The 18,269-nt window shown below is 56.6% G+C and carries 10 protein-coding genes; 2 read left to right on the top strand and 8 right to left on the bottom strand.

Annotation, left to right across the window (positions count from 1 at the left end; all coding sequences use genetic code 11):
- Positions 1-7: 7 nt before the first annotated feature.
- From ABD890_RS15630 to ABD890_RS15660, 7 genes are all read right to left on the bottom strand, one after another.
- On the bottom strand, positions 8-709 hold the full coding sequence (locus tag ABD890_RS15630) for a flagellar basal body L-ring protein FlgH (protein ID WP_345091516.1): 702 nt from the start codon (positions 707-709) through the stop codon (positions 8-10).
- The gene (flgA, locus tag ABD890_RS15635; protein ID WP_345091519.1) at positions 706-1,605 is read right to left on the bottom strand and encodes a flagellar basal body P-ring formation chaperone FlgA; all 900 of its coding nucleotides are present in this window, start codon (positions 1,603-1,605) and stop codon (positions 706-708) included. Before flgA ends, ABD890_RS15630 begins: the two co-directional genes overlap by 4 nt.
- Positions 1,606-1,622: 17 nt before the next feature.
- Positions 1,623-2,423, bottom strand: a complete 801-nt coding sequence (gene flgG, locus ABD890_RS15640) for a flagellar basal-body rod protein FlgG (RefSeq protein ID WP_345091523.1) — start codon at positions 2,421-2,423, stop codon at positions 1,623-1,625.
- 54 nt (positions 2,424-2,477) lie between these two features.
- On the bottom strand, positions 2,478-3,245 hold the full coding sequence (locus ABD890_RS15645; RefSeq protein WP_345091526.1) for a flagellar hook-basal body protein: 768 nt from the start codon (positions 3,243-3,245) through the stop codon (positions 2,478-2,480).
- A gap of 228 nt (positions 3,246-3,473) precedes the next feature.
- Entirely contained in the window at positions 3,474-4,412 is a 939-nt protein-coding gene (hemC, locus tag ABD890_RS15650) for a hydroxymethylbilane synthase (RefSeq protein ID WP_345091529.1), read from the bottom strand.
- Positions 4,413-4,681: 269 nt separating this feature from the next.
- Positions 4,682-5,641 carry a DUF502 domain-containing protein gene (locus tag ABD890_RS15655; RefSeq protein WP_345091531.1) on the bottom strand — a complete coding sequence of 320 codons (960 nt, stop codon included), beginning with the start codon at positions 5,639-5,641 and terminating at the stop codon, positions 4,682-4,684.
- Between the two features lie 222 nt (positions 5,642-5,863).
- A complete protein-coding gene (locus tag ABD890_RS15660; RefSeq protein WP_345091534.1) occupies positions 5,864-6,634 on the bottom strand; it encodes a ComF family protein in 771 nt (256 codons plus the stop codon).
- A 166-nt stretch (positions 6,635-6,800) separates the two neighbouring features.
- Between ABD890_RS15660 and ABD890_RS15665 the strand changes: the two genes are divergently transcribed.
- Positions 6,801-7,940, top strand: a complete 1,140-nt coding sequence (locus ABD890_RS15665; RefSeq protein ID WP_345091537.1) for an LptF/LptG family permease — start codon at positions 6,801-6,803, stop codon at positions 7,938-7,940.
- On the opposite strand, the gene ABD890_RS15670 is transcribed toward ABD890_RS15665, so the two are convergent.
- Positions 7,937-16,123: a tetratricopeptide repeat protein gene (locus ABD890_RS15670; RefSeq protein ID WP_345091540.1), complete on the bottom strand. Its 8,187-nt coding sequence runs from the start codon at positions 16,121-16,123 to the stop codon at positions 7,937-7,939. The genes ABD890_RS15665 and ABD890_RS15670 overlap by 4 nt on opposite strands.
- A gap of 317 nt (positions 16,124-16,440) precedes the next feature.
- Between ABD890_RS15670 and ABD890_RS15675 the strand changes: the two genes are divergently transcribed.
- Positions 16,441-18,231 (top strand): alpha/beta hydrolase, encoded by a 1,791-nt coding sequence (locus ABD890_RS15675; protein ID WP_345091543.1) that lies wholly within the window; start codon positions 16,441-16,443, stop codon positions 18,229-18,231.
- Positions 18,232-18,269: the final 38 nt, after the last annotated feature.

Raw genomic sequence — 18,269 nt, forward strand, 5'->3', positions numbered from 1 at the left:
TTAGGGTTTAGAACCAGTGGACTTTGTCCCACAGGTTCAGTAACCAGCCGCGGCGATATGCGTCGCGAACCGAGCCCTGATCTTCCTTGGTGATGGTCAGATCAGCCAGGTGTTCACTCAGGACCGTGTTGCTTGGGTTGATGTCTTCCGTGCGGCAGGTGCCACGCAGGTGATAGATCCAGATTTCGTCGTTGACGGTGATTGTCTTGCGGGCTTCCAGCTTCAAGGTGCCGTTCGGCAGGATCTCTTGAACTTCGGCGGCGATCGTGAACTTGAGGCCTTCAGTCGTTTCCATTTCGGCCTGCGATTTCAGACGCTGGTTGAGCGTGCCGACGATTCGTGGATCGCCATCGGCTTGCACGGCTGGCTTGATCGAATCGAGCCCATCCAGGCGAAGCCAGTCAGTCAGAATAGCCGCGTACTGGCCACTCTTCTTGCGATCGATTTCGCCGTCGGAGAAGGCCTGCGAACGTTCGTCGACGCGGATATGAATCAGGTCGTGAACTTGAACCTGGCGAGGTGGTGGCAATTCGCGGTAGTACCAGCTCATGTTTTTGGTGGTGTCGTTAAAAGGCGTGCCGCTGGCGGCCGAGGCAGCTTCGAGCGAGCGTTGGCTCAAGCTCGAAATCGGTCCACTTTGCTGGGCCGATGCGACGCTGCCGACCGAAATGGTCAGCAGCAAAGCAATGATGATTGGGGCGGATTTCATCGTTGAATCTCCGACTGGGGAACAGGCATCATTGGCTTCGAGGTTGGGACGGTCACATGACCGGTCATCACAACCGCTTCGCCAGGGCCTTTGACTTGAGCTTGGAAACGTTCGGCCTGGCGAGCACGACCGAACAGGGTGGGATCGATCGGCTGAACTTCGATCAGTTCGCCCAGGCCAGCATCGGTAAGGGCCATCATTTCGCGTCGAACGACAATGTTGCCGGCGTAGGCGTAAACGGTGACGACTTCGTTGCGACGCACGATGACTGGCTCGCGAATGTCTTCCGATGCGATCGGACGATCGGCAGCGATGCCGCGAGTGACTTCTTTGCCGATGACGTTCGACAAATCAGTCGGATACGAATCTTCGCGACGGACAACGCTCAGGTCTCGCATTTCGACGTCGTCGTGACGAAGGACTTCGCCACGGCGAACATTGCGAATGACGTGGGCGACCGTCATGATTTCCGACGATGGTTCTGGTTGAACCTGGCCGCGGAAAGTGCGGCGTGGGATTCGCTTCGGTTCGACGGTGGCGTGCTGGATGGTTTCGGTAACCGATCCACGCTGCATGCGAACGCGATTCGATCCGGTGACTTCCAGCACACTGGACGAGATGCCGCGAGCTGCCAGGATAGAGCGAATGTCGTTGATGGTCAGGTAAGCAGCCGTGTCGATGCTGGGGGCCGGCATTAGTTCCAATTGCTGCAGTTCCGTTTGCATGGCGGCGTCGGCGACTTCGATCGAAGCGACATCGCCCAATCGCACGATCGGACCGCCAACCGTGGCCGACGTGTTCAGCACCACCTTGCCCGATTGGGCCATTGCCGGAGCGGCAACGACGACCAACAAGGTCAGGCAGAGGATGAATCGAATTGAGGATGCAATCGTCATGGCTTAGAAGTTGTTTCCTATCGACGCAGGTTCGAGATAAGTTGCAGGATCTGATCGCCGGCTTGAATCGTTTGCGAGTTCAGCTCGAACGCTCGCTGGGTGGTGATCAGGTCGATCAACTCTTGGACAGGCTCGACGTTCGAGGCTTCCAGCATGCCGCTGCGAATCTGGCCGAGGCCGTTGGTTTGTGGGTTGCCGGTAATCGGAGCACTCGAAGAACCGGTCTCGGCGTACAGGTTTTCCCCGATCTTCAGCAGACCTTCTGGATTGATGAAGGTTGCCAGTTGGATCTGACCCACTTCGTTCAGCGTGCTCGAGCCTGGCTGCTGAACCGAAACGATGCCGTCGGGGCTGATCGCAACGGCGGTGGCGTCTTGCGGAATGACCAGGGCAGGTTCGATCGGGCGGCCAATCCCGGCGGAACCGGTAACAACCTGACCGTTGGAGTTGATTGCGAAGTTGCCGGCTCGGGTGTAATAAATTTCACCGGTTGGATCGAGCACTTGAAAGAAGCCTTCTCCTTCGACCAGCAAGTCAAGCTCGCGCTCGGTCGTGGTGAAAGCACCTTGCTGGAAGTCGGTCTGAACGCTGGAAACGCGAACACCAAGACCGACCGAGGTGCCGGTTGGGGTAAGGTTACCAGTCGAGTCCTGTTCGCCGGGTAGGACGATGTGATCGTAGAACAGGTCTTCGAAGTTGGCCCGGTCTTTCTTGAACCCTGTGGTGTTCACGTTGGCCAGGTTATTGGCGATGACGTCGAGCTTGGTTTGCATCGACTGCATGCCGGTGGCTGCGGTGTAGAGGGTTTGAACGCTCATGGCTTACTTCCTTGTTCGCCTCGAACTGACGTGTTTCAAATCTGGGGGGAGTATTTACGATTGACGCAAGACTCGGCCGAGCAGGTTGCCCAGGGCTTCGTCTTGGGTCTTGATCATGTTGACGTTCGACTCGTAGGCTCGCGTCGTTTCGATCATCGCCATCATTTCGGTGATCGGGTTCGCGGCGGAACGTTCGAGCATGCCAGGGGCAGCACTTCGTTCTTCTTCCGGAATCTGATCCACCGGACCAAGCGACCGGAAGAAGTTCTTCCCGAACTTCACCAGGTCGGCATTCGACTGCGGGCGAGCGATACCCAGCGGAATGGCTTCTCCGCCGATGATCACTTCGCCGCGATCGTTGAAGTATTCGCCTGGCTGGACTGCCTTGGCTTCCGGATCGACTTGGATCGGGGTGCCATCGATGCCCAGCACGGGATAACCTTCTTGCGTGGTCAGGTTGCCATCAGGCGTGAACAGGAAGTTACCGCCGCGGGTCAACAAGACCTGATCGCCATATTGAACCTGGAAGTAACCATCGCCGCGGATGGCCAGGTCTTCGCGGTTGCCGGTTGGGGTGATCGGACCAGGCTCGAAGCTGGTCTTGGTTTCGCGAACCATCACGCCACCACCAATGTTGTTGATTGAGCCGGAACCAGGGGAGTCGAGATATTCGTTGATCGCTTCGGAATCGCGAGCTTCGAGGATCGCGAATTCACTCTTGAAGCCTGGGGTGTTCACGTTCGCCAGGTTATTCGCAATCACCTCGAGGCGACGCGACTGGGCTTGAGCACCCTCTGCCGAAATGTACAGGCCGTAAACCATCGTGAATCGTTCGTCGAAAACATGCCCCCCCGGACACGCTCTCTCCTAAGGCAATGGTTGTGCCAAACGATGGAACGACTCAAAAGAAAATTCGCGAGAAGCGAGAAGTCGTTAAGCGGTATAGAGTTAATCCGCTGATAGCAGAACCTGCCAGCACGCAGGCAGATTTTGCCGAATGCCCGGCAACCGGAAAAAGGTGCCGGGCATCGATCGGCAAAGATTGCGGAACTAGCCTCGGCCGCCGGTCGAGCGGGCGTAGCTGATGATTCGCTGAGCGCCTTGAATGATCAGTTGCGATGCAACCTGACGACCGATCTCGATCGCCTTCGTTGGTGGACCGCAAGCATAGGCCGAGATCTTCTGCACGCCGTCGCCGCTGATGACAATGCCATCCAGGTGCAACAGATCGCGTTCGACTTCAATGCGAGCCCAAGCACCCACCGGAGCAAGGCAGCCACCACGAAGCTCTGCCAGCAGAATGCGTTCCGCTTGGACGCAGTGGAAGCTATCGGGATGATGTAGCACGCTGACGGCTGTCTTGGCACGATGATCGGTCTCGCGAACTTCGATGCCCAAGGCGCCCTGGCCAACGGCTGGCAGCATGACGCGCTTGTCGATGACGTGCACGATACGTTCAGCCATTTCGAGACGACGCAGCCCTGCTTCCGCCAGCACGATTGCTTCGTACTCGCCTTCGTCCATCTTCCGCAAACGTGTTTCCACGTTGCCACGGATGTCACGGATATCGAGGTCCGGACGAGCATGCAAGAGCTGCGCACGACGACGAACACTGCCCGTGCCGATCACGGCACCCTGGGGCAAGGTGTCGACATGAAAGCCGCCGCGCGAAACAAGAACGTCTCCGCAAGCTTCACGAACCGGAACCGCTGCCAGAGCAAGCCCAGGCGTTGGTTCGGTAGGCAGATCTTTCAAGCTATGCACGGCGATGTCGACGCGCTTGTCGTATAGAGCGGCCTGGATCTCTTTGGTGAAGAGACCTTGTCCGCCGATGTCGCCGAGCGGGCCGGATGTCACGTCACCGGTGGTCGAGACATGGACGATCTCGACTGCCTGGCCGCTACGTTTTAGTTCTTCGGCGACGAAGTTGGCTTGCCATAAAGCCAACGGGCTGCTGCGCGTGCCGATACGAAGAGGCTCACCATTCATACGTGCTATTTCGTTCCATGAATCGAAGGCGGGATGAGATGGAGGTCGCCTTGTTGCCAGGACGGTGTCCCGGTGAAGGCTGCCAATCTGGTGGTGAGTTCAGACGTTCGCTCTCTGAATTGAATCAGCGCCGCTAGAGCGATGGGGTCGCTAATGGTCTGAACGACTCATTAGCATACAAAATAATTGCGCAAGGGGGGAGTTGGGGTAACCAATCGGAGATAAGATTTAAAAAAGTGACGATTCGATCAATCAAAATCTAACAACTCTTAACCATTTTCTTGGTGTGGCATAGCGCCTTGCGGCTCTTCTTCGCGCTGCTTCAAGCGTGATTGAATTTGCCCTGCTACCGGCGACACCGAAGTCTGCTGATGGGACGGAACCACCACACCACAGCTGACAATGAATTGGAACGCCTGGTCCAGCGTAATGTTCAATTCGATCGTTTCGCTCTTCTTCGCGTTAATGGTAAAACCAGTAGCCGGCATCGGCGAGGTTGGAACCAGAATGGTGACGACCGGTTCGCCCGCTTTGTCTTTGATATCGAGCAGGCTTTCGCTGGTCACAAAGCCGAGCGACCACATCCCCTTACGTGGATACTCGACGGCAACCACTCGGGTGAATTGGATTTCTTGTTCGTTTAGCAAAAAGTCGGTGACCTGTTTCACCGAACCATAAACATTTCGAATGATAGGGAGCCGATGCATGATCTGTCGCTCCGAGGCATTCCATAGAATTCGACCGAGGCCTGCTGCCATAAATTTTCCGGTGAAATAGAGTGCCAGCAAGCAGACACACAGCAGCAGAGGAATCGTGAACCGTCGTTGCAGGTACCGATACTGCACATACTGTTCGTAGATGCCATAGCCTGAGGCTGGCATCGGTTGATCACGCAGGTTGTCGTAGACGAAGTCGTAGATCTTGCCAGGGACCCACTGACCATTGGCGGTCTTACGATAGATGATCGATTTGTATTCGGCGCGGGTCGCTTCCGGGGCGACGTTGGGAAGTTCCCGGTGGACATCCTGGATGCTCCAGGCGATCGTCGTGCGAGCGGTCGATTCGATCGGGGCCAGAATGTAATTTTGGACTGTCGAAAAGATCCAGATAAAAATCACGAAGGTCAGCAGCGGCGGAGCGGCAATCGCCAGTCCACGAAGCAACGCGCGACGGAAGGCAGAGAAGCCACTGACCGGGGCTGCATTCTTTTTCGACGATTCAGGGTCCATAAGGGTGGATTCTCTTCGGCTCGTTACTGTCGCGATATTAGTCGGGTCGAGGGAAGGCCATCCTTGTCGGGACGAACCAGGTCGGACGCATCCAGCTCCCTGCGAACCACACCATCAAGAAGGGTTCGATAGTTCATCCCACCCTCTTGCTTCGATTCTTTCTACGCGGACAAAACAGTCAAATCGGTCGGTTTTTTCTGAAAATCGGCTGGCAAGGTCTGCTTAAGCGTTAACGTAGTCGGGAGTCGACCTTGCCACGATCGCTACGTAAACCTGCTGGGCGCCTGCCTGGCGGAGGACACGCCCTAGCTCCGTCAGAGTCGCTCCGGTGGTCATAATGTCGTCAACCAGCACAATCGGTCGATCTGTCGGAACGGTTCCTCTTACGGTGAATGCCCCACGGACGTTCGCCTTGCGGCTAGAGAAAGGTAGCTCACTCTGTTTCGCGAGTGGCCTTTGACATGAAACCAGCGGAAAACAGGACCAATTGCCAGCCGAGGCCAGGGATTTTGCCAGAAGCTGCGAGGTATGGATTCCCCGACGAAGGCGACGCGACCAATACATCGGCACCGGGACCGCCACCGGAGAAGCATCCTGCAGCGAGTCACACCGACCTGCCACAAGTTGCCCCAGATCCCATGCCGCGGCCGATCCACCACGCAGCTTCGCTTGCAACAACGTGTCGCGAAGCGAGCCCTCGTAATTGCCCACAGCAAAGATGGCATCGAACGGCAGCTTCAGATGATGGCACCAAGGGCAGCCCCCGTCAGGCAATACCTGGTCGTGAGCTAGCACGGCACTGCAGCGCGAACAATGACGCTGTTGGGCGAGGCGATGCTGACAACAATCGCAGACGACGTGGGAACTGCGATAGTCCGCAACTTCGGCCCGGCATAGACAACAGGTCCCTGGCAATAGCAGTCCAGCAACCTGGCGACCAAGCATCTGAGTCCAACCGCTGAATCGACGCATCTTGACGACCGCTTTTGCCACGAGGTGTTCTTGAGGAATCGAACTGGGCAGCATGCTTTATCGTGGTTGAGCAGCCCCTCGTCAAATTGTGTGGGGCTTTTCGTCTTTGGGGATCGGAGCCGAATCGGTATAAATCGCATCCGAACCCATTTCACGATGCTAGCAAGCCGGGCGGACTTTCTATCCCATGCTTCTAATCGACCGATACCTGTTATTTCAGTTCCTCAAGTCGTTTCTGATCTTCTTTATCAGTTTCACGGGACTGTTTATTGTCATCGACTCGTTCAATAACCTGGACGAGTTCTTGAAGTATGGCGACCAGACAGGCAGTACGTTCGGCGTGTTGTGGGATTACTACAGCCCGCGCGTGTTCACCTTCTTCGGGATGACCAGCGGCATCTTGACGCTGATCTCGGCGATGTTCACCGTGACATGGATTCAGCGTCATAATGAAATGACTGCCCTCATGGCGGCAGGGATTTCCCAGGCCCGTATCGTGCGACCGATTGTCATCGCGGTGATCGTGATCGCCGTGCTTGGTGTGCTGAATCGTGAACTATTGATTCCCCATTACATGGATCGATTGACACGTAACGCTCAGGACTGGCTGGGCGAATCTCGCAAGACTCTTCAGCAGCAATTCGACAATCGGACCGACGTGTTGATCAACGGGGCGGCGACCTTTGCCAAGGAACAGCGGATCGAGTCCCCTGTGTTTCGCTTGCCGCGAGAGTTCGATGGCGTGGGGAAAGAAGTCATGGGCGCCACAGCGGACTACATGCCCCCAACGGCCGATCGCCCTGGCGGATTTCTCGTCAGCGGAGTTACCAAGCCAGAAACAACCGCGGGAGTAGCCTCGGTCGAATTGCCGGACGGACCACTTCTGTTGATGCCGGACGACCATCCCTGGATGGAGCAAGGTCAGTGCTTTCTGGTGACCGACCTTACCTTCGAGCAACTGACGGCCAGCAGCCAATGGCGCGACTACGCTTCGACGTACGCGTTGATCTCGACGCTCAGCAATCGCAGCCTCGATGTTGGCGCGGATGTTCGGGTCGAGATTCATAGCCGCATCGTGCAGCCATTCCTCGATATCACGTTGCTGTTCCTGGGGCTGCCCATTGTCTTGCGAAAAGAGAATCGCAACATCTTCATTGCGATCGGCTACTGCTTGTTGCTGGTCGTTTGCTTTTACGCAGTGACCCTGGCCTGCAAGGCCATGGGAGCGAATTACTGGATCATTCGCTCCCCGGTTGTCGCGGCGTTCATGCCTTTGATCGTGTTCGTTCCCATTGCCACAGCAATGTCGTCACCGCTGCGTGACTAGAACTTGAAGTTCTTGATGCCGTCTTTCACATCGTTGCGATAGAAGCGATCGAGGTTGCGGCGCTGTTCCTCTTGGATCAGACCGTTCCCCGATTGAATCCCTTTCAACAGTTCCTGACGAGAGTCCATCTGCTTACTTTGCGGCACCGCTTGCTGAGCAGGCATCGGCGGTGCGTTGGAACGCATCCGCTTCGATTCCTCGGCAGTCAACGCAAGCTCTTTGTCGCCACGGAAGAAGGCGTATTCCCCTTTCTTGGCCTGGGCGATCACCGTCGTACGGCCTTGGATGCCATCGCCGATGAAGATACCCCGTAGATCGGTTTCACCCGAAACGAAGTCTGGGTTTGCCGTGCCGATCACTTTCACATGGACGTCGTCGACATAGGTGTCGGCCACCTTATTCTTGACGGTCACGCGGACACGGCCGGAGACCTGGTCTTCGTTAACATCCAGCTTCAACGGACTGATCAGGACCAGGCCGCTGGCGTGCAGATTGTCGGCACGGGCCACGATCAGGTAGGCCCCTTCGTCGGACAGTGGCAGAGGAACCTTGCGGTCCTTGTTCTGATAGTCCTTGCCATTGCCAAGCGGAATGGTCGTTTCATGAAGCGGCTGGATGCCGGCCAGGTTGATCGTCGTGATCTTCTGCAGGTTGCGTTGCAGCAGACCGAACTTCATCAGGTCGATGCGATAAACCTTCACTTCGCACTGCTTCACGTTGCGATAATCAAGTTGCAGTTCAACCTTCTCGTTCGGCAGGAAGCTGGTGACTTCCTCCAGCGAGATCGCCTGACGGGTGAAGTACTCGATGGCCTGCGAAGCATCGACGAACCGATCTTTCACCTGGGTATAGTTCTCGATCGCTTCCGCCGCCTGATTCAGCGAGTGGTGGATCTGACCCATGATGTAGATCGCTCGCCAACGATTCTGAGCGGCAACGGTGTCTGCATTTTGCTGACCAGCGGCAACGCTCTGGGCGACCTTCTCCGACATCTCCAAGGCCTGTTTGGGCTGGCTCAAGGCGAAGTGGCAGAACGCCGTCAGGTACCAGTAGCTGCTCAAGTGTTTGCTCTGGGGATAGCGACTGGTGTACTGTTCGCACAGATCGATCGTTTGCTGATACTGTTCCAGTTCTGTCATGCCAGAAGCCAACGCGAAGGCCGCTTCATCGGCGGAAGGATCTTCCGGATGGGTCGTCAGGAACTGCTCGAGCATCTGGAGCGACTTCTTCTGGAAGTGAACACGCGAGAACTTGCGAAGCTTTCCTTCACGAGTTTCGGCGGCCTGAGCGGCGTTGCTGTAAACATCGGTCGCCAAGGCATATTCGGCAATCGCTGCGTACGGTTCCTGAGGCGAGTCGTTCAGCAAGGCTTCCATCACCTTGATGCTGCGAATGATTTCGCCCTGATCGACGAGGAAGCCTGCCACCTGGCTTTCGACCATGAAGTTCGCTTCCACGGCGGCGCGGAAGACGAGGTAGCTTCGTTCGTATTCGCCCAGTTCGTTGTAGGCATCGCCCACCTTCAACAGCTTGACGAATGGGATCTTTTCATCAGGGAACTTTTCGATCAACAGCTCGAAGAATTTCACCCCTTCGGCGGAATGGTTCTGTTGCAGATGGATGTCGAACAACGTCTTCACCGTCTCGCGAAGCGGGTTGTTGTCGAGCGACCAGTTGCTGAATAGTTCGGTCAGGTGCGCCTCCGCCCCAGGAATGTCTCCCTTGGCAAACTTGCGTCGACCCAGTTCGTACAGTTCAACCGGTGTTAAACGATACTGGTCAGAGCTGTCTTCGCCATCGGCCAGGACCTTCAACGATTTGGCTTCGCCGACGGCCAGGCTTTCGGGACGGTAGACATCTTGCACCAGCGTTGGCCCGGCGTAGTAATCGCCAGGCTGAATGCCGACCAGGTCGTACTGCAAGTAACGCGATCCACGACCGGTCCCCAGATAGAAAACGATAAAGCCTGGGTGGATCTCGTAACGTTCGTAAGGGCCCTTCAGCGATGAAGGATCGATTGTCGTGCCAGATGGAATCGGCTCGGTCACGACCAGGTACTCGACCTGTTGTTCGTCCTCGTCGTTTCGCACATTGCTGCGATGAATGTGGAGGCGAACCTTGCCGCGTTCACCGGCAGCGAGTTGCTTGAGGTCGTTGCGGAACGATTGGTAACTACCACTGACGATGCCAAAGCCACTGGGGATCTCTTCCCCATCGAAGCGAATCGGGGCCGGGTCGTAGTTGCGGTTGACGTACCAACGTGTCGTATTCGACTTCAACTTGTCGAGCGGGACGTCGGCTGAAAGTTCGCAGCGGTAAGTGAACTCGCCGCGGCCAGTCAATTGGAAGCGGACAGTTTCCTGCTTCTCGCGTTTCAGGAAGTCAGCCGGAATGGTCACCATCTGCGTGAGTGACTTGGCGTCGATCTTCAGCGTCTTGACTGCCTTGCCATTCACCAGGATCGCGAGCTGATACTCTTCAGCGGCGAGGGCCTGACCAGAAGTCCATCCGCAGATCGCCAGCATTGCCGGGCCTGTCGCTTTGTCGGGATCCCAGCGATGACCTTGACGTGATTGAAGCACTTCCTGAGCAACCCGGGCCAACTCCGGCGACTTTGGCTCGGTCTTCAGGACACACAAGGCATACAGCGACTTCGCTTCCACGGCGGAACTGTTCCAGCCGGAGATGCCCTTTTCGCCGAGCTTGGTCTTCGCCAGAGTGGTCAGTTCGCGGGCCGTGTCATTGCGGTTCATTTCCGCGAACGTCAACGCCAGATAGGCACAGCCGGAAGCGGTCAGCGATGGACGGTTGCGATGCAATTGGTTCGCCAACGAGAAGTCGCCAGCGTCGGCGACCGTCAACGCATGCAAGATCGTCGCCTTGCTATCGTAGTCACCCACGGGAAGCTTCGGCACTTCGTTCTTCAAGGCATGCACCGTCTTCTGGATCAGGTCGGCATCGACTCGGTGCCCTGCCTTGCGTGCCGCGGCCAAAGCCCACAAAGCACGTGCGGTCGAATAACGATTCGTGTCGCGAGCCGCACCACTCCAGCTAAAACCACCATCATCTTTCTGCATCACAATCAACGATGCGATAGCGGAATCGACTTTGGCTTTCACCGAATCGAGCGAAGGGCCACCTTGATCAGGGCTTTGCTGCAGCAAACCTTCCAACGCGAGCCCTGCCAGAATGTCGCTGGTCAGTGTATCAATCGGCGTCGCGGTGATCGTACCGCACCGGTATAGCGGCATGATCGGAGGATCGAGGACATTCAGCAGATCGGCTCGGACGTTCGGGCCGATAACAACGGTCAACTGCGGATCTTCCCAAGGCATTCCTTCCGGATAGGCAACCGTAGCAGTCATGTCGCTGGAAGCCTTCCCACCGGCGGAACGCACAACGCGATAGCTGCGTTCTCGGATCGGCACCGTCTGACGTTGGATGTCGACCATCTCGCCTGACTTGACCATTAACTGGAAGCTGGCCGAAGAAGTATCGGACGACTTCACCGAAGCGGGATCGATCTCGAGTGGAATCAGCAGTTGCTTTTCGTTCTCCGTCTTGAACTCGACGGTCTTGGTTTGCGTGACCTTCTTCTCGCCAATCGAAATTTCGAGCGTCAGTTCCACGTTGCCTGGCTGGCCATCACGTTTGAAGATCCGAACGGGAACCTGAATCTTGTCGCCACTTTGCAGGGCCATCGGCAGCTTCACGTCGGCAAACAAGGGTTTCGAGACTGTCAGCTCCGCCGCAGCTTCCCCGGCCAGCGTTTCGACTGTGATTCCGTTGGCAAGTAATTTCCAGGTCGTCGACTTGGGAGGCAGCGTGATTTCGACACTGGCCACGCCTTTGTCATCCGTCGTCAGGTTGGGTGCCCAGAAAGCGGTTTCCTGCGGTGGAAGACCTGGCAGAACGGTTTCGCCTGGTTTGGCAGCGCGGTTGAGCACACCGAAGAGGTTCGTATTGCCGTCGGGTTGAATGGCAGCCAAAGTAATAAATCGATTCGAGTACTGACCATTCTGATCGATCACCTGGTAGCCGAGCCCTGGCTGTCCCTTCGAGTCGAAGTACCAGTTGGTGTCATCAGCATCGATATCCCAGCGGCCATTTTGAAGTTGTGGAATCGCACTATTCACGCCTCGATCGGCCGAACCGACGAAGAACGAAAAGACCTGGCTGTCAGGCTTTGAAGAGAGTCCGCTGGCTTCCCTTGCCGACTTTCGGCCAGGCATTGCCAGTTGAGCCATCTGTTGCTGCTGAATCTCGCCAAATTGCATCTTGTCCCCGCCAAAGCCGCCCATGCCCCCGGTCGGACCGCCATAGTCTCCGTTGTAATTGCCATCCATCGCCATCGGCTCTTCCGCAGCCACGACCGGCATGTCGAAGTCGCGCCGACGCGCGTCGGCGAAGTCGCTCAGCTCGAGGCGAATCTCTTCGATCTCTTCCAAACGCTCTTCTTCGGCCAACAAGCGGCTGTCTATTTCCTGGGTCGCAGGCTGGTAGAAGAAGTCGATGCTGGAGCTGGCCCGCATGGCGAACATGCGTGGGTTGCCTTGCCAGAACTGATTCGGCTTGGCCAGCGTCGATGGGAACTGGTCGAGCAAACTCTTCTCGATCAACGCCAGGCTCAATTCGGCCGCGACCGGGTTGCCCAGGGCATCGGTTGTGGTTAGTTCCGCTTTCACGGTGTCGCCAGGACGGGCCGATTCAGGCAACTTCAAGGCGATGTTCAAGTCGCGTTCGACCTGGAATTCACTTTCCGCAGAATGGAAGCGAATTGGCGATTCTTCGTCCTTCTTCTGCTTGGCGTCGGTCATCGCTGCGATGGCCAACTGGAAGTTCGGTGCCAGGAACGTGTCGACATCGAACTTCAACGCGTTCTTTCCAGTCTTCAATTCGACCAGGCGATAGTCCAGGATCTTCGAGCCTTCGAAGGTCACCAACGCCATCGTTGGTTTGCCTCGCCAATGGACATCGACCGAAGTCTTCTCGCCTGCTTTCAGCAAGTGGCGATCGGCCAGGATATGCAGCCGAACACGATCGGTCTCGTCCGAGATGCGGACGTCGGACTGGGCAGAGATATCGTGCTTGAAGCGATCGATACCGGTGAAGCGAAGAATGTAGCGGCCACCTTCTTCAAGCTTCAACGTTTGACGTGCCTCGCCCTGGTCGTTTGACTTCAGTGTGTGCTTGGCGACAAGTACCTCTTGATCTTGCGATGGAACCGGTGCCGATTGCGACGAGTGCATGTTCGGCACGCGTTCTGGCAAACGAAGGACCGAAAGCGTAAGGTCGGTCGCTAGCGGTTCTCCTTCCAGGTCTTTCACCGTGGCGGTCACGTCGAACGATTCTCCGGCGAGGTAAGTATCGCGGAGAACCTTCGTGCTGAGCGAAAACCCGACCGACGAAATGAAGACGTTGTGTGACATCGTCGCTTCTTCGCTGGGGATACGAGCCACGATCTGAACCGTACGCGAGTCACGCAGTTCACGCGTCGGGAACTCGAATTCGACCTGACCTTGTTGATTGGTTTGGGCCTGGACTTGTTTGCCATCGATGAAGTATTCAAGGTTCCGCTTGATCACAGGGTCGCCGTGATAGTAGCGAGCGGTGATCTTGCCGCGAACCGTTTCTCCTCGGTAATAAACGTTCTCGTCGGTCTCGACTTCCAGGAAGATGCGAGGGAGTTGGAACTCGGCGACCTGGAAGTTGCCGTAGTACGCTTCCGAACGATCCTTCGTCGACTTGAGCACCACCTGGTACGAACCGATGGCGGCTTGAGCTGGCAGGATCAAGTGACCCCCAGCGGTACCGAAGTCAGAGAGTTTGACTTCTTCATACAACAAGGCCCGGCCACGTGGGTCGAGGACTTCCAACTCGTAGGTTGCCCCCGATGGAATGGTATAGCGGTCGTCTTGGACGTGGCGAATGATGCCCCGGACATGCACCAGTTGCCCTGGGCGATAGGCGGGACGATCGGTGTAAAGGTAGCCACGACGTTCGAGGCCACGTGCCATCTGCAAGCCGTTGAGGCTAACGATATTGGCGGCCGAGTGTCCGTCGATCACGCCGAGGACTCGGATGTCGCCGGAGCCATGCAGTTCGTCGCGTTTGGCTCGATAGACACCATCAGCACCGGTCGTTGCTTCGGCAAAGACTTCGCTACCGTTCGAGAGCAACAAACGCACGTTTTCCCATGGCTTGCCGCTCTGCATGTTCTGGGCGTAAACGAACACCTCGTCACGCGAACTCTTCACGATCATGTCCAAGTCGCTTTGCAGGACGATTGTGGTCGACTCTTTACGTTCGCCGGTCACGGTCACGGCGACGACGCCAGCTTTCGCCAATTCGTCCCCTTCCTTGGCACCAGGGGCCGGAATTGGGATGTCGATCGTGTGGGTATCGAGGCGGTATTTTTCGTAATCGGGGATCTCGAAGGTGAAACTCTTGGCCGGATCGATCAGGGCGATATCGAGGTTCTCGATGCCGCCGGTGGTCTGCATCTTGCGGAAGTAAGTTTCCAGATCGATTGGATAGATCTGCACGGTTACCTTTTCGAGGTTCCGCGTTTCGAGCTTGATCGAAGGCTTTTCCTGTGAGCGAAACTTCCGCAGCGTGCTGACGGCCAGTTCTTCGCCGGTCAGCAGGTTGATCCGCTGCTGGGCCTGGGATGCGAACGGCGTGTTGGCCAATTGCTTGTAAAGTTCGAGGGCGTCGGCCAGCTTGCTCAGCTCTTGTTCGGTCGTCAGGGCGATGCGGTACTGAGCCTGGGCGGCGATGTGACTGCCAGGGAACTTACTGGCGAGCTGCTTCCAGGTCTGGATCGCTTCGTCCCAGTTCTTTTGTTCGTAGAAGCTCTGGCCAATCTGAAATTGGATCTGCTGGGCTCGCGAGTCGACCGGGTATTTCGCCAGGAACTCTCGCCACAACTGACGGGACTGATCGTAGTCTTCCGCGTTGTAGGCGAACTCGGCCTTCTGGTACTGCGTGTTGATGATCCGCTGCTGAGCCTCGCTCCACTTGGAATGAGTCGGGTGCTTCGAGAGGTATTCGCTCCAGGCAGCGATTGCCTCGTCGAACTTGTTCTGCTGAGCGTAGATCGAGCCGAGCAGGAACCGGGCCTCGGCATAGGCATCGGTGTTGGCGAACTGATCGATTTTCAAGAACGACTGCAAAGCCGCGACGGCATCGTCTCCGCGGCCACGATGCGAGTAAGCTCGTGCAAGTTGGAAATGGGCTTCCGGCACATCTTCATGTTCCGGGTATTTGGCCAGGTAAGCTTCCAACGCGGAAACGCCTAGTTCCAGGTCCTGATCGCTAGGAGGATTGGGGAACTGATAGGTCTCGGCCAGGCGGAAGGCGGCTTTAGGAAGCAGTTTGGACTTATCTTCTGTATGCAGGGCCAGTAGGTCTTCCCAGGTCTTACGGGCCGCAGTCAGTTGATTCGTTTTCCGATACGTGTCCCCCAGTTCGTAACGAGCGGTCAGCATCGTAGCTGAGTCGGTGCCATCGGCGACCAGGCGATCGTACACTTTGATCGCTTCCCCCTGCTGGCCGATCTGATTCAAGCTGCGGGCGATCTGAAGATTGATACTATCCTGTGTTGCAGGCTTCGGTCCCACCTCCAGAGCCTTTCGATAGAACTGTAACGCCTTGTTGAACTCGGCCTGATCTTTGGTTTCTTCGCCGCAATCGAAAGCCACCCCGGCCAGGCTCAGATAAATCTCGGCGACTTCTTCTTTCCGATCGAGCGATAGCAGGTAGCGAGCCTGTTGACGATAAGCGGCTTCGGCGCTGCGATAATCGCCCCGGCGAGCATGGGCCAGGCCAATTCCGAACCGAGCCTTGCGGCTCCAATGCGAATCGGGGAATCGCTTAAGCTGTTCTTCCAGGGTGCGCACGGCATCTTCGTATTTACCGGCGAAATGGAACGCACGCCCTTTCAGGTAGAGAAGCTGCTCGGTGTCCCCTTCCCCTTTGGCCAGTTCAGCATCGATCTTTTGGATCGCTTCGTCGTACTTGCGATCTTGCAGCGCCTCTCGGATTGGGGTCGGTGCCAGGACATAGGCCCGTTCATCCTCTTTGGTGACCGCGTCTGGTGCTGGATCGGCGGCGTAAAGCAGCGTAGGGAGAAGCAGTAGTACCGAAAGCGTCCAGGGGAACGTTCGAGAGTTGGGCAACATCGCATGTTTCCGGGGGTAGAGGGGGAAGAAGAGTGTCGCGACTCGCTCTTGGATCTTAAAGGATATGACGAAGGTCAGGGGGAAATGGTTTTCAGCCCCCAAGCATTTTTCGCGCAGCCTTGCGATCCTTGGTTCTAGGTTGTAAGTGGATAAATGGCAAACAGTTAGTCGTTGTTGGTTAACTGGCTACAGACTTGCATTTCGTGCTAGCAAAGGCGAAAACCGATCTTTCACTCCCCTACCTGGCTCGCTAATATCCACCCCCTATTTGACTTGAAATGGTCAGGGGCTACGTGGAATGGAGTCGGGGGAAAGCGATGCTTTTGACAACGCGGTACCGGGCACAAGGGAATCGAATTCTCGATCAGTGCATGGGAATGTTCCTGGTGATTACGTTCGCCATTGGGTTGGTGGGCTGTAGTAACAAGGAAAGGGAAACGGAAGTCGGACATGCCGATGCTCCGCAAAACGGGCCCGTGGTTGACCATGGCGTGCCGATGGATCCCCCGGTTCAGGTCGCTCCGCAAGCGATGCAGCAGCAGAGCCCGCCTCAGTTGGCTCCGCAGTTTCAGCCCGTTCCCCAGTTCCAGTCACAAGCGGTCCAACCACAGGCCCCGCTCACTTCCCCAGAAATGAAGCAGCGGATGTCGGGCGAGATGAGTCGATTCTCGCAGCCGCAAGGGTTGCCACTCGAAGGCCCTGTTGTTCAACAGCAACGGTCGCTTCAGCCGCAGGCCATGCAGCCTCAAATGATGCAGCCCCGCATGATGCAGGCTGCCCCCGAACAAGCGGCACCGATGCTTTCGCCAGAAGCTGCTCCGATGCAGTCGATGGCCGCCCAATCCCCGGCGGATGTTCGACCACCGAGTGACGACCCATTCGACGTGGTCGAGGTGTTCTATGGAACCGACCGGGCACCGATGGTTTGGCCAGGCGGTGTTCTGCCACATAAATATCACGCGCTGCTCCCAGCGGCGACCTGCGTTCTGCTCGGGATCGCGGTAGCTTTGCTGCTGACCAAGTTCCAGCAATATATTGTCGCCGGCTTGACGGTCGTCGTGGCCATCACCGGGGCGATCGTCGTGGGGCAAGAGGGTTGGGTTCAGTACAACAAGTACGATCGTTTCTTAACGAACCAGTCGGTCGTTTACGGAAAAGAGCAAGGCGACCTAGAACTCGGGACCTGTAAGGTTAGCATTCCGAAGTCGCATCAGGCGGGCAAACTCGAATCCCCCTCGGTGCTGCACTGGGAATTTGAAGAGAAGCCGGAAGACCACGTGATGCTGATGGAAGTAAAGTCTGAGGAAGAACAACAGTTCCTCGATTTGCTTAAGCAGCGTGTAGCCGAATCGCCTAACCAGGACCTGCTGATCTTCATCCATGGGTACAACGTTAGCTTTGAAGATGCCGCTCGCCGGACGGCCCAGATCGCTCACGACCTGGAGTTCCAAGGCGCTCCGGTCTTCTTTAGCTGGCCATCCCAGGGCGAACTGCTCGGGTACGTCGTCGATCGAAATAATTCGTTCTGGACCGCTTCGCACCTGCGCGAGTTCCTGCTGAAGATTCATTACCACAGCGGGGCCCAGGCCGTTCACTTGATCGCCCACAGTATGGGCAATCGTGCCTTTGGTGCGGCGGTCGAAGCATTGGCTCAGGATCTGAACCAGCAAGAGAAGATGTTCAACGAAGTGATCCTGGCGGCACCAGACGTTGATGCTCGGGTGTTCCAGGAGCAGATCGCGCCACAACTCAGCAGTTTGGCCCACCACGTTACGTTGTATGCTTCGCAGAACGATTTGGCGTTGAAGGCTTCGCGAGCCGTGAATGGTTATCCGCGAGCCGGTGACGTGGGAGCCAGTATCCTGGTGCTTTCAGGCATTGATACGATCGACGTCACGCAGATCGATACGAGCCTAATGGGACATGCCTATTACGGCGACAACACGACGGTGATCAGCGATATCTATGCGTTGATGCAGAACCATCGCTTCCCGAAACAGCGCGAGTGGCTGCGAGACATCTCGAGCCCGGGCGGCATGTATTGGTACTTCGATCCGCAGTACAACAACTCGGTGACCCGCGCACCTTCCTCGGTTCCGCTGCGTTAAGTCGGAACCGAGAGATCAGAAAGAAATCACTGGCCAAA

This window comes from Bremerella cremea, from assembly GCF_039541315.1.
GTDB lineage: Bacteria > Planctomycetota > Planctomycetia > Pirellulales > Pirellulaceae > Bremerella > Bremerella cremea.

Coding starts and splice junctions, on each gene's coding strand:
- hemC (WP_345091529.1), bottom strand. CDS start 4,412: ATGAATGGTGAGCCTCTTCGTATCGGCACGCGCAGCAGCCCGTTGGCT.
- flgG (WP_345091523.1), bottom strand. CDS start 2,423: ATGAGCGTTCAAACCCTCTACACCGCAGCCACCGGCATGCAGTCGATG.
- ABD890_RS15630 (WP_345091516.1), bottom strand. CDS start 709: ATGAAATCCGCCCCAATCATCATTGCTTTGCTGCTGACCATTTCGGTC.
- flgA (WP_345091519.1), bottom strand. CDS start 1,605: ATGACGATTGCATCCTCAATTCGATTCATCCTCTGCCTGACCTTGTTG.
- ABD890_RS15655 (WP_345091531.1), bottom strand. CDS start 5,641: ATGGACCCTGAATCGTCGAAAAAGAATGCAGCCCCGGTCAGTGGCTTC.
- ABD890_RS15665 (WP_345091537.1), top strand. CDS start 6,801: ATGCTTCTAATCGACCGATACCTGTTATTTCAGTTCCTCAAGTCGTTT.
- ABD890_RS15645 (WP_345091526.1), bottom strand. CDS start 3,245: ATGGTTTACGGCCTGTACATTTCGGCAGAGGGTGCTCAAGCCCAGTCG.
- ABD890_RS15675 (WP_345091543.1), top strand. CDS start 16,441: ATGCTTTTGACAACGCGGTACCGGGCACAAGGGAATCGAATTCTCGAT.
- ABD890_RS15670 (WP_345091540.1), bottom strand. CDS start 16,123: ATGTTGCCCAACTCTCGAACGTTCCCCTGGACGCTTTCGGTACTACTG.